14 protein-coding genes are annotated in these 20,233 nt (G+C 71.0%); 2 read left to right on the forward strand and 12 right to left on the reverse strand.

Features of this window, described 5'->3' with window-relative positions; genetic code table 11:
- Positions 1 to 78: 78 nt before the first annotated feature.
- The 8 genes from dxs to CEK66_RS03700 all read right to left on the reverse strand — a co-directional run bounded on the left by dxs (position 79) and on the right by CEK66_RS03700 (position 11,309).
- Entirely contained in the window at positions 79 to 1,998 is a 1,920-nt protein-coding gene (dxs, locus tag CEK66_RS03665) for a 1-deoxy-D-xylulose-5-phosphate synthase (protein ID WP_152235982.1), read from the reverse strand.
- Positions 1,999 to 2,148: 150 nt separating this feature from the next.
- Positions 2,149 to 2,808 (reverse strand): HNH endonuclease, encoded by a 660-nt coding sequence (locus CEK66_RS03670; RefSeq protein ID WP_026143548.1) that lies wholly within the window; start codon positions 2,806 to 2,808, stop codon positions 2,149 to 2,151.
- Positions 2,809 to 2,920: 112 nt separating this feature from the next.
- Positions 2,921 to 4,705, reverse strand: coding sequence for an acyl-CoA dehydrogenase C-terminal domain-containing protein (locus CEK66_RS03675; protein WP_152235983.1), 1,785 nt, complete (start codon positions 4,703 to 4,705; stop codon positions 2,921 to 2,923).
- Between the two features lie 103 nt (positions 4,706 to 4,808).
- On the reverse strand, positions 4,809 to 5,456 hold the full coding sequence (locus tag CEK66_RS03680) for a response regulator transcription factor (RefSeq protein WP_017911263.1): 648 nt from the start codon (positions 5,454 to 5,456) through the stop codon (positions 4,809 to 4,811).
- Between the two features lie 88 nt (positions 5,457 to 5,544).
- On the reverse strand, positions 5,545 to 6,264 hold the full coding sequence (locus tag CEK66_RS03685; RefSeq protein WP_017911264.1) for a sensor histidine kinase: 720 nt from the start codon (positions 6,262 to 6,264) through the stop codon (positions 5,545 to 5,547).
- On the reverse strand, positions 6,261 to 9,485 hold the full coding sequence (locus CEK66_RS03690; protein ID WP_152235984.1) for a serine/threonine-protein kinase: 3,225 nt from the start codon (positions 9,483 to 9,485) through the stop codon (positions 6,261 to 6,263). Before CEK66_RS03690 ends, CEK66_RS03685 begins: the two co-directional genes overlap by 4 nt.
- Positions 9,482 to 10,333, reverse strand: a complete 852-nt coding sequence (locus CEK66_RS03695; RefSeq protein ID WP_152235985.1) for an FHA domain-containing protein — start codon at positions 10,331 to 10,333, stop codon at positions 9,482 to 9,484. Before CEK66_RS03695 ends, CEK66_RS03690 begins: the two co-directional genes overlap by 4 nt.
- Positions 10,334 to 10,379: 46 nt before the next feature.
- Positions 10,380 to 11,309: a DUF6689 family protein gene (locus CEK66_RS03700; RefSeq protein ID WP_226978484.1), complete on the reverse strand. Its 930-nt coding sequence runs from the start codon at positions 11,307 to 11,309 to the stop codon at positions 10,380 to 10,382.
- Between the two features lie 141 nt (positions 11,310 to 11,450).
- Between CEK66_RS03700 and CEK66_RS03705 the strand changes: the two genes are divergently transcribed.
- Entirely contained in the window at positions 11,451 to 12,854 is a 1,404-nt protein-coding gene (locus CEK66_RS03705; RefSeq protein WP_017912698.1) for a S8 family serine peptidase, read from the forward strand.
- A 631-nt stretch (positions 12,855 to 13,485) separates the two neighbouring features.
- Positions 13,486 to 15,966, forward strand: coding sequence for a S8 family serine peptidase (locus tag CEK66_RS03710; protein ID WP_152235986.1), 2,481 nt, complete (start codon positions 13,486 to 13,488; stop codon positions 15,964 to 15,966).
- A 302-nt stretch (positions 15,967 to 16,268) separates the two neighbouring features.
- Here CEK66_RS03710 and CEK66_RS03715 read toward each other — a convergent pair whose 3' ends face one another.
- Genes CEK66_RS03715 through CEK66_RS03730 form a run of 4 tightly spaced genes read right to left on the reverse strand, consistent with a single transcriptional unit; the run spans position 16,269 to position 20,131 of the window.
- On the reverse strand, positions 16,269 to 17,267 hold the full coding sequence (locus tag CEK66_RS03715; protein ID WP_043092294.1) for an HlyD family secretion protein: 999 nt from the start codon (positions 17,265 to 17,267) through the stop codon (positions 16,269 to 16,271).
- Positions 17,268 to 17,275: 8 nt separating this feature from the next.
- Entirely contained in the window at positions 17,276 to 17,482 is a 207-nt protein-coding gene (locus CEK66_RS03720) for a DUF1656 domain-containing protein (RefSeq protein WP_017911897.1), read from the reverse strand.
- Complete coding sequence (locus CEK66_RS03725) at positions 17,466 to 19,637, reverse strand: FUSC family protein (RefSeq protein WP_152235987.1); 2,172 nt, start codon at positions 19,635 to 19,637, stop codon at positions 17,466 to 17,468. Before CEK66_RS03725 ends, CEK66_RS03720 begins: the two co-directional genes overlap by 17 nt.
- Entirely contained in the window at positions 19,634 to 20,131 is a 498-nt protein-coding gene (locus CEK66_RS03730; protein ID WP_152235988.1) for a MarR family transcriptional regulator, read from the reverse strand. Before CEK66_RS03730 ends, CEK66_RS03725 begins: the two co-directional genes overlap by 4 nt.
- Between the last annotated feature and the right edge of the window lie 102 nt (positions 20,132 to 20,233).

Below are 20,233 nucleotides of genomic sequence, written 5' to 3' on the forward strand. Positions count from 1 at the left end.
AGAACCGTGCGCAATGCCGCAAGCAGGCACGGCATGCGCCAACCGCCGTGCCGTTGCTCTGCTCGCAATCGCGACGGGTCAGCCCGCCGCGGTGCGCGGTGCGCTGGCGCTGGCGCTGGTGGCCAGTTGCGGCCAGCGCTTCAGCACCGCGGCGCGGATGCCGGCGGCGTCGATGCCGGCTTCGGCCAGCAATTGCTCGCGGCTGGCGTGGTGCTGGAACGCGTCGGGCAGGCCCAGGTGCAGCACCGGGCGCAGCACGCCTTCGGCGTTGAGCAGCTCGGCCACGCCGGAACCGGCACCGCCGGCCACCACGTTGTCCTCGATGGTCACGAAGCCTTCGTGGCTCTGCGCCAGCTCCAACAGCAGGGCGCGGTCCAGCGGCTTGACGAAGCGCATGTTGACCACGCTCAGGCCGAGCTCGCGGCCGACCTGTTCGGCCGCCGCCAGGGTCGCACCGAACGCCAGCAGCGCCACCGTGTGGCCCTGCGCGCGCACTTGCGCCTTGCCGATCGGCAGGGGTTCCAGCGTGGTCCCGGGGGCGACCCCGGGGCCGGTGCCGCGCGGGTAGCGCACCGCGGCCGGGCCGGCATGGTGCAGGCCGGTGCTGAGCAGTTGCCGGCACTCGGCTTCGTCGGCCGGCGCCATCACCACCAGGTGCGGCACGCAGCGCAGGAAACTCAGGTCCAGGTTGCCGGCGTGGGTGGCGCCATCCGGGCCGACCACGCCGCCGCGGTCGATCGCGAACAGCACATCGAGCTGCTGCACCGCCACGTCGTGCACCAACTGGTCGTAGCCGCGCTGCAGGAAGGTGGAATAGATCGCCACCACGGGCTTGGCACCGTGCACGGCCATGCCCGCGGCCAGGGTCACCGCGTGCTGCTCGGCGATGGCCACGTCGAAATAGCGTTGCGGGTATTCCTTGCTGAAACGCACCAGGCCCGAGCCCTCGCGCATCGCCGGGGTGATCGCCAGCAGCGCCGGCTCGGCCGCGGCCATGTCGCAGATCCAGTCGCCGAACACGTCGGTGTAGGTCGGCGCCTTGGCGCCCGGCTTGGCCACCAGACCCTTGCTCGGATCGAACGGGCCCACGGCGTGGTAGCCGATCTGGTCGCCCTCGGCCAGTTCGTAGCCCTTGCCCTTGGTGGTGATGACGTGCAGCAGCTGCGGACCCTTGAGGGTCTTGAGCGTCTTCAGCGCGCCGAGCAGCGCCGGCAGGTCGTGGCCGTCGATCGGGCCGGTGTAGTGGAAGCCCATTTCCTCGAACAGCGTGGACGGCACGAACATACCCTTCCAGTGCTCTTCCCAGCGCCGCACGAAGCGTGCGGTGGGGTTGCTCTTCTTGTCGCCGAGGATCTTCTTGCCGCCCTCGCGGATGGCGTTGAGGGTCTTGCTGCCGCTCATCCGCCCCAGCATCTTGGTGACCCCGCCGACCGCCTCGGAGATCGACATGCGGTTGTCGTTGAGGATCACCAGCAGGTTCGGTTCCGGGTCCATACCGCCGGCGTGGTTCAGCGCCTCGTAGGCCATGCCCGCGGTCATCGCGCCGTCGCCGATCACCGCCACCACCTTACGTTCGTCGCCCATGCGCTGCAGCGCCACCGCCATGCCCAGCGCGGCCGAGATCGAGGTGGAGGAATGGCCGACGCCGAAGGTGTCGTACTCGCTTTCCTCGCGCTTGGGGAACGGCGCCACGCCATCGGCCTGCTTGACCGTGTGGATGCGGTCGCGGCGCCCGGTGAGGATCTTGTGCGGATAGGTCTGGTGGCCGACGTCCCACACCAGTTGGTCGACCGGCGTGTCGTACAGGTAGTGCAGGGCGACGGTGAGTTCGATCACGCCCAGCCCGGCGCCGAAATGGCCGCCGCTCTTGCCGACGCACTCGATCAGAAAGGCGCGCAGTTCCTCGGCGATGGCCGGCAGCTCCGATTCATCGAAGCGACGCAGTTCTTCGGGGACCTGGATGCGCGAGAGGCGCGGATAGCGGGTGGGGTCGATCATCGGAATGGAGGTTCAGCGGACCTGTCATTTTCCTCTCCATTCCGGGCACGCGCAATCAACCCGTTCATCCGCGGGCGCGTGGATGGCCGGTTTCGGCCGGGGTGCGGCAATCCGTCGCAGCGGGCGTGACGGCGGCGTGAGGCCGCGCGGCTACAACGAGAGCTTCGAGCGCTTCGGCAACTGCGCCTTCAGGAACGACATCTGGTCGGCCAGGATATTGCGGTTGGACAGGATCAGATGCTCGATCCAGCTCGGCCGGTACGGCACTGCCAGCAGCGGCATCGACGCCTGCTGCGGGGTGCGGTTGCCCTTGCGCGAATTGCAGTGGAAGCACGCGGTGACCACGTTCTCCCAGATGTCGCGGCCGCCCTTGGACACCGGCAGCACATGGTCGCGGGTCAGTTGCGGGCGGCTGAACTGCTGGCCGCAGTACAGGCACAGTTGCGCGTCGCGGGCGAACAGCGCGGTGTTGGTCAGGGTCGGGGTGGGGTCGAGCGCACGCGCATGCGCGTGGCCGCGCGCGGCGATGATCGGGTGCAGCTCCAGCACGCTGCGCTCGCCGCTGGCGCGACAGATGCCACCGTGGATATGCAGGCACGGCTCGCCCAGGGTCCAGGCCACCGCGCCGCGTGCGTACAGGCAGGCGGCGTCCTGCCAGTTGATCCAGTCCAGCACGCGGCCATGCGCGTCCAGCGACAGCAGCCGGACCGAAGGCAGGTGGGAAGGGGACGCCGCAGGCGACGGGACCGCGGCCGAGGCGCCGCAGGCCCCGGTATCGATCAGACCAAGCGTTGTTGTGTCTGTCTCCATCGGGAAGACAGCTTATACCCGATTGGTGACGGTTTGTGTATCGGCCGCGGCGGGCCGTGCGGCCCCGGCACGGCGTGCATGCCGGGGCCGCGTCCGGACCTGGATGTGCGACTCAGAACTGCGCGTCGGCCAGCGTCATCAGCGGCGCGGCGCCGCTGTCGATGGCCGCGGCGTGGGTCAGCGTGCGCGGCAGCAGCCGGGCGTAGTAGAAGCGCGCGGTCTCGCGCTTGGACTGCTTGAACGCCTCGCCATGCGCCGAGGCCTCGGCTGCGGCGACGCTGCGCGCCCACCAGTAGGCCAGCACCACGTAGCCGGAATAGAACACGTAGTCGTAGCTGGCCGCGCCCAGTTCCTCGGGATTGCCGGCGGCGCGCTGCAGGATGCGCTTGGTCAGCGCCGCCCACTCGGCGGCCTTCTCGCGCAGCGGGGCGATGAATTCGGCTACCGCCGGGCTGTCGGCGTGCTCGGCCAGGAAGGCCTCGATCTGCGCCAGGAACAGCTTCAGCCCCGCGCCCTGGCTGGACGCGGTCTTGCGCCCGATCAGGTCCAGCGCCTGGATACCGGTGGTGCCTTCGTACAGGGTGGTGATGCGGGCGTCGCGCGCCAACTGCTCCATGCCGTGTTCGTGGATGTAGCCGTGGCCGCCGAAGCACTGCAGCGCGTGGTAGGTGTTCTCCACCGCCCACTCGGTCTGGCAGGCCTTGGAGATCGGGGTGAGGAAGCTGACCAGCACGTCGGCCTGCTCGCGCTCGGCCGGGTCCTGGGCGCTGTGCGCGATGTCGATCAGGGTGGCGGCATGCAGCGCCAGCAGGCGGCTGCCTTCGGTCAGCGCCTTCACCGTCAGCAGCATGCGGCGCACGTCCGGATGCACCAGGATCGGGTCGGCCGGCTTCTCCGGCAGCTTGGCGCCGCTCAGCGAACGCGACTGCAGGCGCTCGCGGGCGTAATGCAGCGCGTTCTGGTAGGCGCGCTCGGACAGGCCGATGCCCTGCAGGCCGACGCCGAGGCGCGCGGTGTTCATCATGGTGAACATGGCCTGGAGGCCCTTGTGCGGCTGCCCGACCAGGTAGCCCTCGGCGCCGTCGAAGTTCATCACGCAGGTGGCCGAGCCGTGGATGCCCATCTTGTGCTCCAGCGAGCCGCAGCGCAGCGCGTTGCGCTCGCCGACGCTGCCGTCGCGGGCGACCTTGAACTTCGGCACCACCAGCAGGGAGATGCCCTTGGCGCCGGCCGGCGCGTCCGGCAGCCGCGCCAGCACCAGGTGCACGATGTTGTCGGTGAAGTCGTGCTCGCCGGCGGTGATGAAGATCTTGGTGCCGCTGACCGACCAGCTGCCGTCGGCGTTGGGTTCGGCGCGGGTCTTGAGCAGCCCCAGGTCGGTGCCGCAGTGCGGTTCGGTCAGGCACATGGTGCCGGTCCAGCGGCCATCTACCAGCGGCTTCAGAAACACCTCCTGCTGCCAGGCCTCGCCGTGCTGCTTGAGCGCCTCGACTGCGCCGTGCGACAGCAGCGGGAAGTTGCCCCAGGCCAGGTTGGCGGCGTTGACCATTTCGTTGAGCGGCACGCCCAGGGTGTGCGGCAGGCCCTGGCCGCCGAACTCGGCGGCGGCGGTCAGCCCGGTCCAGCCGCCCTCGGCGAACTGCCGGTAGGCCTCGCGGAAGCCGGGCGCGGTGGTCACCGCGCCGGTGGCCTTGTCCAGGGTGCAGCCGTGCTCGTCGCCGACCCGGTTCAGCGGCGCCAGCACGGTGCCGGTGAAGCGCGCCGCTTCTTCCAGCACCGCATCGATCAGTTCGGCATTGGCGTCGGCATGGCCGAGGCGGGCAAACAGCGCCTCCACCTGCAGCACGTCGTGCAGCGCGAAGCGGAGATCGGTCAACGGGGCTTGATAGGTGCTCATGCGATCGCTCGTGACGAGGGCCGCGGTGCGGCCGAGGCGCCCAGGATACTATGGCGTATGGAGTATGCGCAGCCGCGCCGAACCCGCCGCTGCGCGGCGCCGTTCAGTCGAGCAGGCCGTGGCGGACCGCGTAGCGCACCAGTTCGGCGGTATTGCGCATGCCCAGCTTGTTGAGCACGCGGAAGCGGTGGTTCTCGGCGGTCTTGACGCTAATCTGCAGCACTCGCGCGATCTCCTTGGTGGTGCGGCCCTCCACGATCAGGTGGAACACCTCGCGTTCGCGCGCGGTCAGGCTGCGGTAGGGATCGGGCGGCAGCGCCTGCGGCTGCTGCATCTGCGCCACCAGTGCCTGCGCGGCCTGCGGCGAAAAGTGGCCGCGGCCGGCGTGCAGGTTGCGCACCGCGGCGATCAGGTCGGCGCTGGCGCTGTCCTTGAGCAGATAGCCGGAGGCGCCGGCGCGCACCGCGTGCAGCACGTATTCGTGTTCCTCGTGCATGGTCAGCACCAGGATCCGCGCCAGCGGCACGGTCTCGCACAGCCGCCGGACCACGTCGATGCCGTTGAGCCGCGGCATCGAGATGTCCACGATCGCCACATCCGGGCTGGTCGCCTCGGCCTTGGCCAGCGCCTCGATGCCGTCGGCGGCCTGCGCCACCACCTGGATGCCGTCGATCGCGTCGAGCACGGCGACCAGGCTTTCGCGCACCAGGGTGTGGTCGTCGGCGATGAGGACCCGGATCGGCGCGCTCATGCCGGTGCGCTCCAAGCGCGCCGACAGGCGGGATGTCGCGGCGTGTGCAGCGCCGCGCGGGTGTCGGGGCGGGGCAGGGCGATCACGTTCAATCGGCCTCCAGCGGGACCCGGATCTGCACGCAGCAGCCCTCGCCCGGGGACGATTGCAGGCGCAGGCTGCCGCCGCTCAGGCGCAGGCGTTCACGCAGGCCGCTCAGGCCGCTGCCGCCGGCCACCAGCGCCTGCTGCGGGTCGCAGCCGCGGCCGTCGTCGAGCACCTGCAGATGCGCCCAGCCGTCGCGGGCCACCAGCCGCAACAGCACCGACTGCGCAGCCGCGTGCTTCAGCGCATTGGTCAGCGCTTCCTGCGCGCTGCGGAACAGCAGGGTCTGCAGCGCTTCGTCCAGCGTCGGCAGCGGGCCGATCTCGACGCTGACCGGGGTGGCGCCGGCGGCGGACTGGCTGCGGCCGAGCCAGCCCAGCGCGGCTTCCAGTCCCAGGTCGTCGAGGATCGGCGGGCGCAGCAAGCGCGACATCTGCCGGGTGTCTTCCAGTGCCTGCGTACACAGCTGGATGGCGTCCTCGAGCGGCGCGCGCAACGCGGCGTCGGCCGCGCCGAGCGCCGCGCCCAGTTGCGCCAACCGGTGCTTGAGCACGGTGAGGTTCTGGCCGACGCCGTCGTGCAGTTCGCGCGCCAGGCGCCGGCGTTCGTCCTCCTGCACCTTGACCACGGCGCGGCCGAGGCGGCGGAATTCGCGTTCGTTGGCTTCCAGCCGCTGCAGCAGCAGGCGGTAGCGTTCGGCGGCGGTCGTGGCGGCGTCGTTCATGGCGTGGTCTGTGCGCGCGCGACAGTGGCCTGTGCCGCGGCGCGGCGGGCGCGTTGTGCGGCGGCGTGGTCGCCGAGCGCGTCCAGGCGCTGCGCGGCCTGCGTGTGCAGGGCGGCGGCGAACAACGGGCTGCCGCGCAGCAGCAGGGCCTGCGCCTGCGCATAGCGCGCCGCGACCTGGTCGGTCGCGCCGTAGCGCAGCGCCTGCTGCAGATAGCGCAGGCGCAGCCCGGCATTGCCCAGGCGGGCGACGTCGCCCTCCAGCGCGGCGAGCGCGGATTCGTCGTGCGCCGCGTGTACCTGGACCTGCAGTTGCAGCAGGCGGGTGCCGCTGGCGCGTGCCAGCGCCTCGGCCTGGCGCAGCGCGGCGGCGGCCGCGGCGTCATCGCCGTCGCGTTCGGCCAGTTGCGCCTGCAGCAGCGCCGCGCTCGCGCGCTGTTCGCTGGACACCGAGGCGGGCGCTTGCCGCTGCACCTGCTGCAGCGCCAGCCGCGCCTGCGCCGGGTCGTCCAGCGCCAGCCACACCTGCGCGCGCAGCAGGGCGATGTCGGTCTGCCCGCGCTGGTCGCGGCTCTGCTGGAACAGCCGCTGCGCCTGGTCCAGTTCGGTCAGCGCCACCGCGCGCTGGCCTTGCCAAAACGCCAGTTCGGCCAGGTTGCGCCGGCTCACCGCCACTTCCTCGAGCATCTGGTGGCGCTCGGCCTCGCGCAACGCTTGGCTCAGCAAGGTCTGCGCCTGGGTCCAGTGGCCGCGTGCGGTGGCCAGCAGGCCGAGATTCTGCGCGGTGCGCACGCGGCCGGTGGCGTCGTTGAGGTCGGCATAGGCGCGCGCGGCCTGTTCCCAGAATGCCTGGGCGCTGTCCAGGTCGCCCAACTGGAAATGCGCGAAGCCGATGTTGTTGAGCGTCTCGGCGACGCCGTGCGCATCGGCGATCGCGCGCCAGGCGGTCAGCGCGCCGCGGAACGCCTGCAGCGCCTGCGGATAGTCGCCGCGCTCCTCGGCCAGCAGGCCGAGTTCGTTGGCGGCGGCGGCCTGACCGTCGCGGTCGCCGAGTTCGACGTACAGCGCCTGTGCCTGCTGCAGTTTCTGTTCGGCCTCGGCGAAGGCGCCGCCGATGCTCAGCGTGCCGGCCAGGTTGCGCAGGCTGGTGGCGACGCCGCGGCGATTGCCGACCTGCCGGCGCAGTTCCACCGCGCGCAGGTACTGCGCCTGTGCCTGCTGCGCCAGGCCGAGCCGGCCATAGCCCACGCCCAATGCGTTCACCGTCTCCGCTTCGCCATAGAGGTCGCGGCCGCGGCGGAACAGCAGTTGCGCGCGCAGCAGGTCGTCGTCCACCGCGGTGGCGGCGTTGCCGCTGAGGATCGCCAGCTTGCCCAGCGCCAACCACAGCCGGGGGTCGTCGGGGTCGCGCTGCGCCAGCGCACGCAGGCGATCGCGTGCCGCGTCCAGGTGGCCGGCCTGCGCCTGGATGCGCGCGACCTGCAACTGCACCTCGCTGTCGTCGGGCCGGGCCGTGGCCAACGCCTGCCAGGCGCTGTCGGCAGCGGCGAGATCGTCTTCGGCTTCCAGGCGCAGCGCCGCCAGCAGGGCCAGGGTGCGCGGTCGCGCCGGCGCCGCAGGCGCGCGCGCATCCAGCGCCTCGCGCGCCTTCTGTTCTTCGCCGATGGCTTGCGCCGCGACCACCTCGGCCAGGCGCAACGGCGCGGACTGCGGCGCCTGCGCGCTGGCCTCGGCGAACTGCTGCAGCGCCTGCGCGCTGTCGTCGTGCTGCTGCGCTGCCAGGCCGCGCGCATACGCCTGCAGCGCGGCAGGTGCGGGCAGGTCGTCGGGCAGGGTGGCGCCTTCGCCGAGCAGCGCCCTGGACGCGATCGGCAACCAGGCGGCGTAGGCCGCGGCCGGATCGGCGGCGGTCGGTCCGTCGATGTGTTGCGGCGCGCCGCTGGCCGGGTGCAGCAGCGCCTGCAGGCGCCAGCCAGCGCCTTGGTGTTGCAGGCTCGGCTGCAGCACGCGCTGCGCCGAAGCGAGCCGGCGCAGCGCCGCCACGTCCAGCGGCGCCTGGCCGGTGGGGTCGTACTGGCGCAACGCCTGCCGGGTGCGCGCGTCATCGACCACGGTCAGCGTTTCGCCGAGGCTGCCGCGCAGCCAACTGCCGAGCGCCAGGCGTTGCTCGGCGCTGCCCGGGTCGCCGGCCAGCGGCAGGACCAGCAGGCGCGGCAGCGGTTGCGCGGCGACCACCGGCGGCGGGGCGCTGGCGCGTTGCGCCTGCCACTGCCAGGCACCGACGCCAAGCAGGGCAACACCGGCGAGCGTCGCGGCCAGGCCCAGGCCGAGCCGGCGCCAGCGCCGACGATCGCGCGGTAATTGCCGGCGCTCGATCGCCACGATGACCTCGCCGGCGTGCTGCAAGCGGTCGCGCGGCTGCGGGCGCAGCAGCCGCTGCAGCAACCGCACTAGCCAGCCCGGCACGTCCGCGCGCAGCCGGTCCACCGGCGGCGGCTCACGCAGCATGCGCTGGGCCAGGGTCTCGGACAGGGTGCCGCCGGCGAACGGCACCTGCCCGGCGAGCATTTCGTAGAGGATCAGGCCCAGCGCGTAGAGGTCGCTGCGCGGGTCGAGCGCGTCGCCGCGCGCCTGTTCCGGCGACAGGTAGGCGGGCGTGCCGATGACGTTGCCCAGGGTCGCGCCGAGACCGCTGCTGGCCATCGAGCAGGCCACGCCGAAGTCGCTGATCAGCGCATCGCCGCCACGCTGCAGCAGGATGTTGGCCGGCTTGAGGTCGCGGTGCACGACGCCGCGCGCATGCGCCGCCTGCAGGCCGCGGGCGATGTCGCCGGCGATGCGCAGGGCGGTGTCGACGTCCAGCCGTTCCTCGCGCTGCAGCCGCGCCTCCAGCGACTCGCCGTCCACGTAGTCCATGCTGATCAGCCAGCGTCCGGCGTGTTCGGCCAGGTCGTGGATGCGCATCACGTGCGGGCTGGACACCTGCCGCGCCAGCAGCAGTTCCTGGCGGAAGCGGGCGAAGGCCTGCGGCCGTTGCGCCAGCTCCGGGCGCAGCAGCTTCACCGCCACGTCGATGCCCAGCGCCTGGTCGTGGGCCAGGTACACCAGGCCCATGCCGCCGATGCCGAGCAAACGCTCGATGCGGAAGCGGCCCGCCAGCACGTCGCCCGGGGTCAGGCTCTCCTGCGCGTAAAGGCCGGTGACGGTGGCCGCATCGCTCATGCCGGCCCAGGCCCCTGTTCCGCACCGGTGTCGCGCAGCGCCTGGCGTGCGGCGATCCACAGCGCGGCGCGCTCGCAGAAGGCCTCGAGCAACTGCATGTCCAGCGCGCCGATGGCGCTGCCGGCGCGGCGGCTGTCGGCATAGATCGCGCCGAGCACGCGGGTGCCGTCGCGCAGCGGCAGGCACAGCAGGGTGCGCAGGCCGGCGGCGCAGACCGAGGCGCGCTCGGCCAGCCACGGCACGCCACCGACGTCGTGGGCCACGGTGGCCTGGCCGTCGCGCAGGGCGCGGTGCAGGGCGCCCTCGCTGCCGGGGAGGCTGTGCTGCAGCGGCCGCGGCCCGATCCCGTGGCTGGCCGCGACGCGCTGGCCGTGCGAATCGGTCAGAACCAGTAGGCCGCGTTCGGCCTGGGCCAGTTCGACCACCGCGTCCAGGCTGGCGCCGAGCAGATCGTCGAGACCGCCGATCTGGGCAAGCCCTTGGGTGAGGGCGGTGGCGCGATCGCAGCGGGCGCGCTGGCGGCGTTCGGCCAGGTCCGCATCGGCCGGGCTGAGCGGGGCGAACTCGGCGTAGATGTCGCCAAAGCGCAGCCAGGTCGCGGTCTCCAGCGCGATCGGCGCGGCCACCCGCACGCCATCGCGGAAGCTGCCGTTCTTGCTGCCCAGGTCGTGCAACTGCCAGTGGCCGTCGGCCTGCGGCTGCAGTTGCGCGTGCCAGCGCGACACCGAAGGGTGTTCCAGCGCCAGCGCGTTGTCGGCCGCGCGGCCGATCGCCAGGGTCTGCCCGGCGGCGAGCAGCAGCGTCGGTGCCGGCGCGTCGGGCAGGTAGGCAGTCAGGCGCGCGGGCATCGCGGCGTGTCCTCCGTCGCGGTGGGTGCGACCGGTCCCGCAGCGCTCAAGGCGCGTAGAGACGTTGGTAGTCGATGGAGAAGCGCAGCGTCGCGGCGCCGGCCAGCAGTTCGCCGGCGGGGTTGCCTGCGCTCATGCCGGCGTTCCAGGTTTGCGCGATGCCATGGCCGGCGCGCGACGACACCTGCTCGCGGAACCCGTCCAGCGCGACTGTGGCAGCGGTGTAGTCGGCATTGGCCAGGGCGCTCTGTACGCTGTTCAGCATCGCGGCCAGCGGCGCTGCCTCACTGGCGGGTAACTGCGCCACCAGCGCCTGCAGCCGGCTCAGCTTGGCGGCCACCACGTTGGCGGTCGGGCGCAGGTCGTGGAGCACGATGAACTGCGAGAAGCCGCCGGTGGTGCCGCGGGCGCGGACGCTGCCGGGGGCAATCTCGTCGGTGATGTCGCGGAAATCGCCGCCCTCCGGGGCCTTGAACAGGCGCAGGGTGCTGTCGGCGGTATAGGCCAGCGCATGGGTGTGCAGCTCCACATGCACGACGCGCCGGAACGTCAGGCCGCCGCTCGGTGGCGGTGTCACCGTGATCAGCAGCGGCAACTGCGACGGCACCTGGCCGGTTTGCGTGCTGGGCAGCCGCGGCAGCAAGGCCGTGACCTGGGCCGGGGTCAGCAGTTCTGCGCTCAGGCCGAGGTTGGCCGGGCTGAGACCGCTGGCGTTGTCGAACTCCAGCGTCAGTTCCGCGAGCGGGTGCGGGCCGGCGCCGATTGCCGCCGTCGCCACATTGCCGCTCACGTCCACCTGCACCGGCAGTGGTTGCGCGGCGAGCCCGCCGCACGCCGCGACGGCGCAGAACAGCAGGCAAACCCTTGCGAACATCGTGTGCATCTGAAACCCCCTGTTGCATGTGCCGGCACTGCGCACCGCGCCTGCGTTCCGCCCGGCACCGCGGCGCGCGGCAGCGGCCTTCGTCCAGATCATACCGATCCGTACGGGTGATGCACGCGGCCCTGGGTGTTTCCACCCACGTGCAGTAGGGGCGATCCCGGATAGGCGCCACCGCGCGGCCGCGTCAGGCTGCAGTCACCCGCCCGTCCCGGGCCCACCAACCGGAGATTCCAGATGCCCATCCGTCGTCCCGCACTCGCCATCGGCATTTGCGCTGTGCTCGCCAGTGGAGTCTTCGCTGGCGGCAAGGCCGAAGCCGCCGCGCATCTGGACAGCCTGCTGGAGTCCAAGCTGGCCAGCACGCCGCTGACCGACGAGTTGCAGATCGTCATCACCTACAAGCAGTCCAAGCCGGTTTCGGCGGCGCAGCTGACCGTGTTGCACGACCTGGGCATCACCCGCGGCGTCAGCATGCAGACCCTGCCGATCGCCGGTGCGCTGGCCACGCCGGAGGAGATCCTGGCGCTGGCCGAGCGCGACGACGTCGCTTCGATCTACTACAACGCGCCGCTGCGCTACTTCAACCAGGACGCGCGCCAGGCCACCGGGGTCGACCGCGCGCAGAGCAATCCGGGCGACTTCGGCCGCACCGTGCCGTACACCGGCCGCGGCGTCGGCGTGCTGATCAACGACTCGGGCATCGACGCCACCCACCGCGACCTGGCCTATGGCGACCGCGTGGTGCAGAACGTGCTGGCCAACACCAACCTGCACAATCTGAACTCGATGCTGCCGGTCACCTACCTGGAGGGCGTGCCGAACACCGACGCCGGTTCCGGCCATGGCACCCACTGCGCCGGCACGGTCGGCGGCAGCGGCGCGCAGTCCGGCGGCAAGTACCGCGGCGTGGCGACCGGCGCCAGCCTGGTCGGCTACGGCTCCAGCGGTGTGCTGCTGGTGCTGGATGCGGTGGGCGGCCTGGACTACGCGGCCTCGCACCAGAACAGCTTCAAGGATCCGATCCGCGTCGTCAGCAACTCCTGGGGTACCTCCGGCAAGTTCGACCCGGCCGACCCGGTCAACGTCGCCACCTACGAGCTGTACAAGCGCGGCATCGTCAGCGTGTTCGCCGCCGGCAACGACGGTCCCAAGGAGGACACCCACAACCCGTATGCGCAGGCGCCGTGGGTGATCTCGGTCGCCGCCGGCAATGTCGACGGCACGCTGGCCGACTTCTCCTCGCGCGGCAAGGCCGGCGAGCGCGATACCTTCACCACCGCCGACGGCAAGAGCTGGACCCACATCAACCAGCCCAGCATCACCGCGCCGGGCGTGGATATCATCTCCACCCGCGCCTCCACCGGCCTGTTGCCGCCGCTGGCCGCGCAGAAGGACGAAAAGCTGATCGCGCCGGCGCAGCTGCCGTTCTACACCACCATGAGCGGCACCTCGATGGCCACGCCGCATGTGGCGGGTGTGGTGGCGCTGGTGCTGGAGGCCAATCCGAACCTGACCCCGGACCAGGTCAAGGACCTGATCGAGCGCACCGCCACACCGATGGCGGGACGTGCGTCCTGGGAAGTGGGCGCCGGCTATCTCAACGCCTACTCGGCGCTGCGCGAAGCCAGCAAGAAGTGACCGGATCGGGCGGACGCCAGCGTCCGCCCGATCCGCTGCAAGCGCAGTCGACCGCCGTGTCGGTGCTTGCGATGCAGTCCGGAGGCCGCCGTTCTTCGACCAAATGAAGCGCCGTCCGATCGACTGATGTCGTTGACGTTTTCGCGGTTGCCTTCGATCACGCTGTCGCCGTTCGGCGGCGTGGTCGGCAGCCACCGCGATCCCCCGTGCTGGACGTGCGGGGTTCCACCGCTCCCCGGAATGGCGTCCGGGAATCGGAATGGGCCCCGCACGTCCCGCATTCCTTTCGGCCGCACCGCGCGCCGATGCGCCGGATCGGGCACGCCGCTCCCGCCCCCTGTTTTTGCCGCATGTCGGCGCCCTCTGCCTGCAATGCACTCTGTTGCCGTTCCAGCCGCGGTGTTCGCTGGGTCGGGTGGCATGCCCCGGCGTGTGGCTCGCCGTGCAGTGCCGACTGCCGCGAGCGGCGACAGGGGAGCGCACCCTCCAATCCCGTGGTAGTTGCATGCGCCGCGGCTGAGTGTTTCCACCCGGCCGGCCTGGGTGCGATACCGGATTGGCCGCGCATCGGCGCGCCCGGCACGCTGCGGTGGCCGCCCGCTACGGGCTTCGACGATCCGGAGATTCCGCAATGTCCATTCGCCGTCCCGTTCTTGCCGTGGGTATCTGCGCCGTCCTCGCCGGCGGTGTGTTCGCCGGCGGCGACGCCCTGGCCGCTGCCCATCTCGACCAAGTACTGGAAGCCAAGCTCGCTGCTGCGCCGGCCGGTGACGCACTGCAGATCGTGATCACCTACGATCAGTCCGGGCCGGTCTCGGCCTCGCAACTCACCGCGCTGCATGCGCTGGGCATCACCCGTGGGATCACCATGCGCACGCTGCCGATCGCTGGCGCGCTGGCCACGCCTGCCGAGATCCGCGCGCTGGCGCAGCGCGACGACGTCGCCTCGATCTACTACAACGCACCGCTGCGCTATTTCAACAAGGAAGCCCGCGAGCTGACCGGCGTGGACCGCGCGCAGGGCAATCCCGGCGATTTCGGCCGCGCGCTGCCCTACAGTGGCCGCGGCGTCGGGGTGATGATCAACGACTCCGGCATCGATGCCACCCATCGCGATCTCGCCTACGGCACCCGCGTCGTGCAGAACGTGCTGGGCACCACCAACCTGGCCAACGTCGATGCGATGCTGCCGATCACCTATGCAGAGGGCGTGCCCAACACCGACCTCGGCTCCGGCCATGGCACGCACTGCGCCGGCACGGTCGGCGGCACCGGCGCGCAGTCCAACGGCGCCTATCGCGGCGTGGCGACCGGCGCCAGTCTGGTCGGCTACGGATCCGGCGCGGTGCTGCTGATCCTGGACGCGGTCGGCGGTCTGGATTATGCGGCCACGCATCAGTTCAGCTTCAAGGATCCGATCCGCGTCACCAGCAATTCCTGGGGCTCCTCCGGCAAGTTCGATCCGCAGAATCCGGTCAACGTCGCCACCTACGAGTTGTACAAGCGCGGCATCGTCAGCGTGTTCGCCGCCGGCAATGACGGCCCCAACGAGGACACCCACAATCCGTACGCGCAGGCGCCGTGGGTGATCTCGGTGGCCGCGGGCGAGAAGGACGGCACGCTGGCCGACTTCTCCTCGCGCGGCAAGCGCGGCGAGAGCGGCAGCTTCACCATGGCCGACGGCAAGACCTGGACCTATCTCAACGAGCCGACGATCAGCGCGCCCGGCGTGGACATCGTCTCCACCCGCGATTCCACCGGCGCGCTGCCGCCGTTGGCCGCGGACAAGGACAGCAAGCTGATCGCCCCTGCGCAACTGCCGTTCTACACCACCATGAGCGGTACCTCGATGGCCACCCCGCACGTGGCCGGCATCGTCGCGCTGCTGCTGGAGGCCAATCCGGACCTGACCCCGGACCAGGTCAAGGACCTGCTCGAACGCACTGCCACCAACATCCCCGGGCGCACATACTGGGAGGCTGGCGCGGGCTACGTGAATGCCTATGCCTCGCTGTTGGAAGCGAGCAAGCAGCGCAGCGGCTTCGGCAAGACGGTCAATTCCCTGCATCCGTTCTACAGCAATGCGCTGGTGCTGCCCGGCGGCAGCCAGCCGTTCGAGGTGGCGTTCTCGCCGGTGGGCACGCCGCAGACCCAGGCGTTCACCGTCGGCAAGGACGTCGCCTGGGTCAGCGCCAAGGCCACCATCGACGCAAACACCCAGGCGCTGGTGCTGACCGATCCGGACGGCGTCAGCCATGGCTCGCCGGTGGCGTTGCCGTTGCTGGGCAGCACGGTCAGTGTCGGTGCGCCGGGCAAGCCGGGCACCTGGACCATCAGTGTGCGCGGCATCGGTTCGATCAGCGGCGTGCCGGTGGCGCCCAAGGGCAGCAACGGCATCGCGGCCCCGGGCACGGTGCGCGGCACCCTGGATTTCCTGCGCAGCGGCGGCTACACCGGCCTCAACGACGTCGCCAGCGGCGATCGCGATCGCGGCGCGGTGGAGTACGCAGTCGCCAACCGCCTGATCGACGGTTACGCCGATGGCCTGTTCCGCCCGCAGAATCCGCTCAAGCGCGCGGAGTTGGCGCGTTACCTGGTGATGGGCGCCGGCGTGCGCCAGGCGCTGCCGGCCACGCCCAGCTTCAGCGGGCTCGGCCGCAACGACCCGGCCTATCCGTTCGCCGAGGCGGCGGTGGGCAAGGGCGGGGTGCTGCGCGACCTGCAGCAGAACCAGGCCGCGGTGCTGGGGCTGGTCGCCGGCGATTTCCGCCCCAACGACGCTGTCAGCAAACTGCAGCTGGCGTATTCGCTGGTGCAGGCGCTGGGCCTGCAGACGCAGGCGCTGGCCTTCGACGGCACGCTGTCGGTGAGTTACAACAACCAGCGCCTGCCGATCGAGGACGTGGCGGCGATCCCGAGCAACCTGCGCGGCTATGTGCAGCTGGCGCTGGATGCCGGCATCCTCAACGCGCGCTTCGCGGTGACCCAGGGGCCGCAGGACCTGCAGCCGACCCTGCATGCCTACTTCGATCCGGGCAGCACGGTGTCGCGCAGCGGCTATGCGGTGATCGCCGGGCGCTTCCTCGGCGTCAATCGGCAGGCCAAGGACTGAGGACTGCGGTGACCGCGGCGACAGCATGCGCGCAGGTGCAAGGCCTGCGCCGTGCTGGTTTTCTGCGGTAGGCGTCTGCTGCGGCTACGAGCGCGCCACCGGCAACCCGTTGTTGCCGCGGCTCGGCGGGATCTGTCCTTGCAACGTGTGGGAGCGGCTTCAGCCGCGACGCGATGTAGCAGGAATGCGCGTCGCGGCTCAAGCCGCTCCTGCAAATGACGTTTCGTCGTTGTTGGAGCTGCCCCGAAAACCGCTCCTACACGTGAGCCCGCCTGATCGCTGGAGGCCCCATAGGCGCGGCATCAGTTTTCCCGCGGATGCACGCTGACCGTGGCGGTCATGCCCGCAGCGAGCAGGGTGCCCTGCGGCACGCTGGCCGGATCGATGCGGATGCGCACCGGCACGCGCTGCGCCAGGCGGATCCAGTTGAAGGTGGGGCTGACGTTGGCCAGCAGCGAGGTGCCGGTCGGATTGTCGCTGTCGGAAATGCCGCGGGCGATGCCCTCGACCTGGCCGTGCAGCATCAGGCCGCCGCTCATCAGGCGGATGTCGGCGCGGTCGCCGACGTGGACCCGCGGCAGCTTGGTTTCCTCGAAATAGCCGTAGACCCACATCGCATCGTCGCGCACCAGCGCCAGGCGCGCACTGCCGGCCTGGGCGTAGTCGCCGACGCGCACTTCCAGATTGGTGATGTAGCCGTCGGCGGTGGCGCGGACCTGGGTGCGCTGCAGATCCAGCTCGGCCAGGTCGAGCGCGGCCTGCGCCTGTTCCACCGATGCCACCGCCTGCGCCTGCGCCGCGGTGGCCTGGCCGCGCAGCGCCGCGCTGCGGTGCACGTCGGCCTGCGCCGAACGCGCAGTGGCTTCGGCGTCCGAGCGCGCTTCGGCGGAGATCACCGCGGCGGCACGCGCGCGCCGTTCGGCCTGGGCGCGGCGCATCTGGAATTCCGCTTCGCTGGCTGCCTGGGTGGCGGCCGCCGCGGACAGGCTGGCGCCGGCCGCACGCGCCTGCGCCTGCGCGACCGCAAGGTTGGCGCGGGCCTTTTCCAGGGCCAGCTCGTAGCGCTTGCGGTCCACGCTGAACAGCAGGTCGCCGCGCTTGACGTGCTGGTTGTCGCGCACGGCGACCGCATCGACCAGGCCGGACACGTCCGGCGCGATCCGCACCACTTCCGCGCGCACGCGGCCGTCGCGGGTCCAGGGCGAGAGCATGTAATGGCGCCACAGCGCATGCGCCAGCAGGGCGGCGACCAGCACCACGATGGCGGTCAGGGCGAAACGGATCAGGGCAGGGGTCTTCATGGCGGGACTCACGGAAGAAGGAGCAGGCCGAGTGCGGCGAAGGCGCCGACGTAGACGGCCAGACGGAACAGGGAGGGATGCCAGGCGTAGCGATACAGGCCGGCGCGGCCGGCGACCGCGTCCAGCGCCCAGGCCACCAGCAGCAGGGCCACGCCCAGCACCAGCAGGCCGGGCACGTACACGCCGGCGATCGAGAGTTCAGCGGGCAGCAGCATCGTCGGCTCCTGGGGTGGCGGTGGTCGGCGCAGGCGTATCGGCCAGCGCGGCGAGAACGGAATCGGCGTCGAGCAGCGCGCCGCGCAGCAGCAACAAGTGCTCGCGGGTGGGCTTCCAGCGCAGCGGTACCGCGCCTTCCACCTGGCTGGCGGCCAGCGCTGCCTCCACCCGCTGCAAGGCGTGCCGGTGCCGTTGCGGACTGGGATCGAGATACAGGTCGGCCAGTGCCTGCACGGCGGCCTCCACTGCGGTGGCCAAAGCCGGCGGCAGCGTGCCTTCGGCCGCATCGCGGCGCAGTTCGACCAGGGTGCGCCCGGTTTCGTGCACCGACAGCGCCCAGCCGAGCAGGTCGCGCAGTTCGTCGCTGCCCGGCGGGGTGTGCGCGACGATCTGCTGGAACAGGTCGCGGTTGACGCTCTCCAGTTGCAGCGCCAGCCCCGGCAGCGGCGCACGCGCGGCCAGCGTGGTCTGCCGCCGCAGCCGCTCCAGCAGGCGCCGGCGCTGCCAGCGGGTGCCGATCACCGGCGGCACGAATACGAACGTCGCGCTCACCGCCAGCGTCCCCAGCAGCAGCGGCACCACGCTGTTGAAGGTGGCCGCGGCGTTGAAGCTTGGCGTCGGCTGGACCGCCAGGATCGAAACGAAGGCCAGGTTGGCGCCGGTGGCGAAGCCGTACAGCGCCGGTTTCGAGGCCAGGTACAGGGTCACCAGCAGGAACGGCAGGGTGCCGGCGACGAACAGCACATAGCCGTCCATCTGCGGCAGCACCAGCAACTGGCACACCACGCCGAGCACGATGCCGAACACGAACCCCTTGAACAGCGAGCGCGCGGCAGCGGGCGCGTTGGCGCTGGACGACAGGATCGCGCTCAGCGCCACTGCCTGGAACACCGCGGTGGCGCCGCTGATCCAGCCGGCCTGGATCCACAGCCAGCACATCGTCGCCACCAGCAGCGCGCTGCGCAGCGCGGTCAGTGCGGCCGCGGCGTAGTCGTTGCCGCGCACGAACACCGCGGTGTCGCCGCGGTCCTGCGGCGTGCGCCACTGCTGCGGCGCGACCAGGGTCGCCTCGGTGGCCACGTAGTCGTGCAGGTCGGCGAAGAACCGCTGCAGCAGCGACACGCCGGTGTCGAATCCCTCGTGCCGTGCCGCCGGCAGGGCCGCACGCGCTTCGGCCGCACGCGTCGCCAGCGCATCGCGGCACGCCGCCAGCTTGCGCGCGGTCGCGGCCGCGCCCTCGCGTCCGCCACGATCGCTGAGCGCGGCCTTCAGCGGCCGATACAGGCCGATCAGCGCCTCGGCCACCTCCGCATCGCCGCTGCGCAGCAGCCGGTTGATGTAGTGGTGCAGCGCCTGGAAGCTGGTCGATACCGCCATGAAGCGCTGGTTGAGCAGGCGCAGGCGGCCGCTGCGCACCCGTGCCTCCGGATCCTCGAACACCACCGAACTGCGCAGGTCCTCGATGGTCACCGCGTCGCGCACGAAGCGCAGGTGCGCCTGCTCCATCGCCTCACGCGGCAACTGGCCGCCGGTGGCGTCGCGGACGAAGTCCAGGAAGCCGTCGGACGCGCGGCGCACGGTGTCGCGCAGGGTCTGGCGCAGCCGGCTGGGAAACACCACGTCGCTGACGATGCCGGTCACCAGCAGGCCCAGCACCACCTCGGTTACCCGCGCCACCACCAGGTTGAACACGTTCTGCGGCTGGTTCACCGCCGGCAGCGCGATCAGCGCCACCGTGTAGCCGGACAGCACGAAGGCATAGGCCTTGAAGTTGCGGTACAGCAGCGCGCCGCCGGTGCAGGCGCCGATCCACAGCGACAGCGCCAGCACGAACAGCACCGGCTCCTGCGGGAACAGCGCCACCATCGTCAGCGCGGCGACGCTGCCGATCAGCGTGCCCAGCACCCGGTAGAAGCCCTTGGCGAAGACCATGCCGGTCTGCCGGTGCATCACCACCACCACGGTGATCATCGCGGTCATCGGCGAGGCCAGGTCCAGACGCAGGGCGATCCAGCCGGCCAGATAGATCGACAGCAGCGTGCGCAGCACGAACAGCCAGGCCTCGCCTTCGCCGCGCAGGGCGTCGGCCAGCAGGGTGCGCAGGCCTGGCGCTGCCTCGGCAGCGGCGGCGGCGTTGGGGTGCTGCGCGCTCATGCGGCGTCCTCGACCCCGCGCAGCAGGGTCTTCAGCAGCGCCTGCAACTGCGCCAGCGCCGCCGGATCCAGGTGCCGCACATACGTGTCGAGCTGGACGGAGAGGTCGGGGATCAGCGCCTCGATCAGGCGCTCGCCGGCCTCGGTCAGGCGCAGCAGCAGCATGCGCCGGTCCTCGGCACTGGGCATGCGCTGGATCAGGCCCTTGTCGACCAGCTGACTGGTCAGACGGGTGATGTTGGCCGACTTCTCGCCCGCCGCGTCGCTCAGCTGGGACGGGTTCAAGATTCCGTCGGGGCTGGCGTCGATCATCATCAGCACGTTGTATTCGGCGTAGCTCAGGCCATAGGGCCGCAACACCTCGTTGCTCTGGTCGAGGCTGAGCTTGTGCAGCAGCTTGATCAGCCGCAGGACCAGCGCGGCTTGCCGCGGGAAGTGCGGATGCTTGCGGGCGGTCACGTCCAGGCGCTGCTCGGTGGCGGCGAAGCGACTCATACGCGGCTCGATGATTTGTATATGTGTAAATAATACATTTATGTATTAATTTTGCGGTAACGCCGGCTGAACGCGGCCCGCTGAAGGGGGAGTCCAGGAAAA

It is taken from the genome of Xanthomonas sp. LMG 12460 (assembly GCF_009192895.1).
Lineage (GTDB): Bacteria > Pseudomonadota > Gammaproteobacteria > Xanthomonadales > Xanthomonadaceae > Xanthomonas_A > Xanthomonas_A sontii.

Bases quoted from the DNA above. Each gene is read 5' to 3' on its own strand.
- CEK66_RS03710 (WP_152235986.1), top strand. From the start codon at position 13,486: ATGTCCATTCGCCGTCCCGTTCTTGCCGTGGGTATCTGCGCCGTCCTC.
- CEK66_RS03715 (WP_043092294.1), bottom strand. From the start codon at position 17,267: ATGAAGACCCCTGCCCTGATCCGTTTCGCCCTGACCGCCATCGTGGTG.
- CEK66_RS03690 (WP_152235984.1), bottom strand. From the start codon at position 9,485: ATGAGCGATGCGGCCACCGTCACCGGCCTTTACGCGCAGGAGAGCCTG.
- CEK66_RS03680 (WP_017911263.1), bottom strand. From the start codon at position 5,456: ATGAGCGCGCCGATCCGGGTCCTCATCGCCGACGACCACACCCTGGTG.
- CEK66_RS03685 (WP_017911264.1), bottom strand. From the start codon at position 6,264: ATGAACGACGCCGCCACGACCGCCGCCGAACGCTACCGCCTGCTGCTG.
- CEK66_RS03705 (WP_017912698.1), top strand. From the start codon at position 11,451: ATGCCCATCCGTCGTCCCGCACTCGCCATCGGCATTTGCGCTGTGCTC.
- CEK66_RS03700 (WP_226978484.1), bottom strand. From the start codon at position 11,309: ATGATCTGGACGAAGGCCGCTGCCGCGCGCCGCGGTGCCGGGCGGAAC.
- CEK66_RS03670 (WP_026143548.1), bottom strand. From the start codon at position 2,808: ATGGAGACAGACACAACAACGCTTGGTCTGATCGATACCGGGGCCTGC.
- CEK66_RS03730 (WP_152235988.1), bottom strand. From the start codon at position 20,131: ATGAGTCGCTTCGCCGCCACCGAGCAGCGCCTGGACGTGACCGCCCGC.
- CEK66_RS03720 (WP_017911897.1), bottom strand. From the start codon at position 17,482: ATGCTGCTGCCCGCTGAACTCTCGATCGCCGGCGTGTACGTGCCCGGC.
- CEK66_RS03675 (WP_152235983.1), bottom strand. From the start codon at position 4,705: ATGAGCACCTATCAAGCCCCGTTGACCGATCTCCGCTTCGCGCTGCAC.
- CEK66_RS03725 (WP_152235987.1), bottom strand. From the start codon at position 19,637: ATGAGCGCGCAGCACCCCAACGCCGCCGCCGCTGCCGAGGCAGCGCCA.
- CEK66_RS03695 (WP_152235985.1), bottom strand. From the start codon at position 10,333: ATGCCCGCGCGCCTGACTGCCTACCTGCCCGACGCGCCGGCACCGACG.
- dxs (WP_152235982.1), bottom strand. From the start codon at position 1,998: ATGATCGACCCCACCCGCTATCCGCGCCTCTCGCGCATCCAGGTCCCC.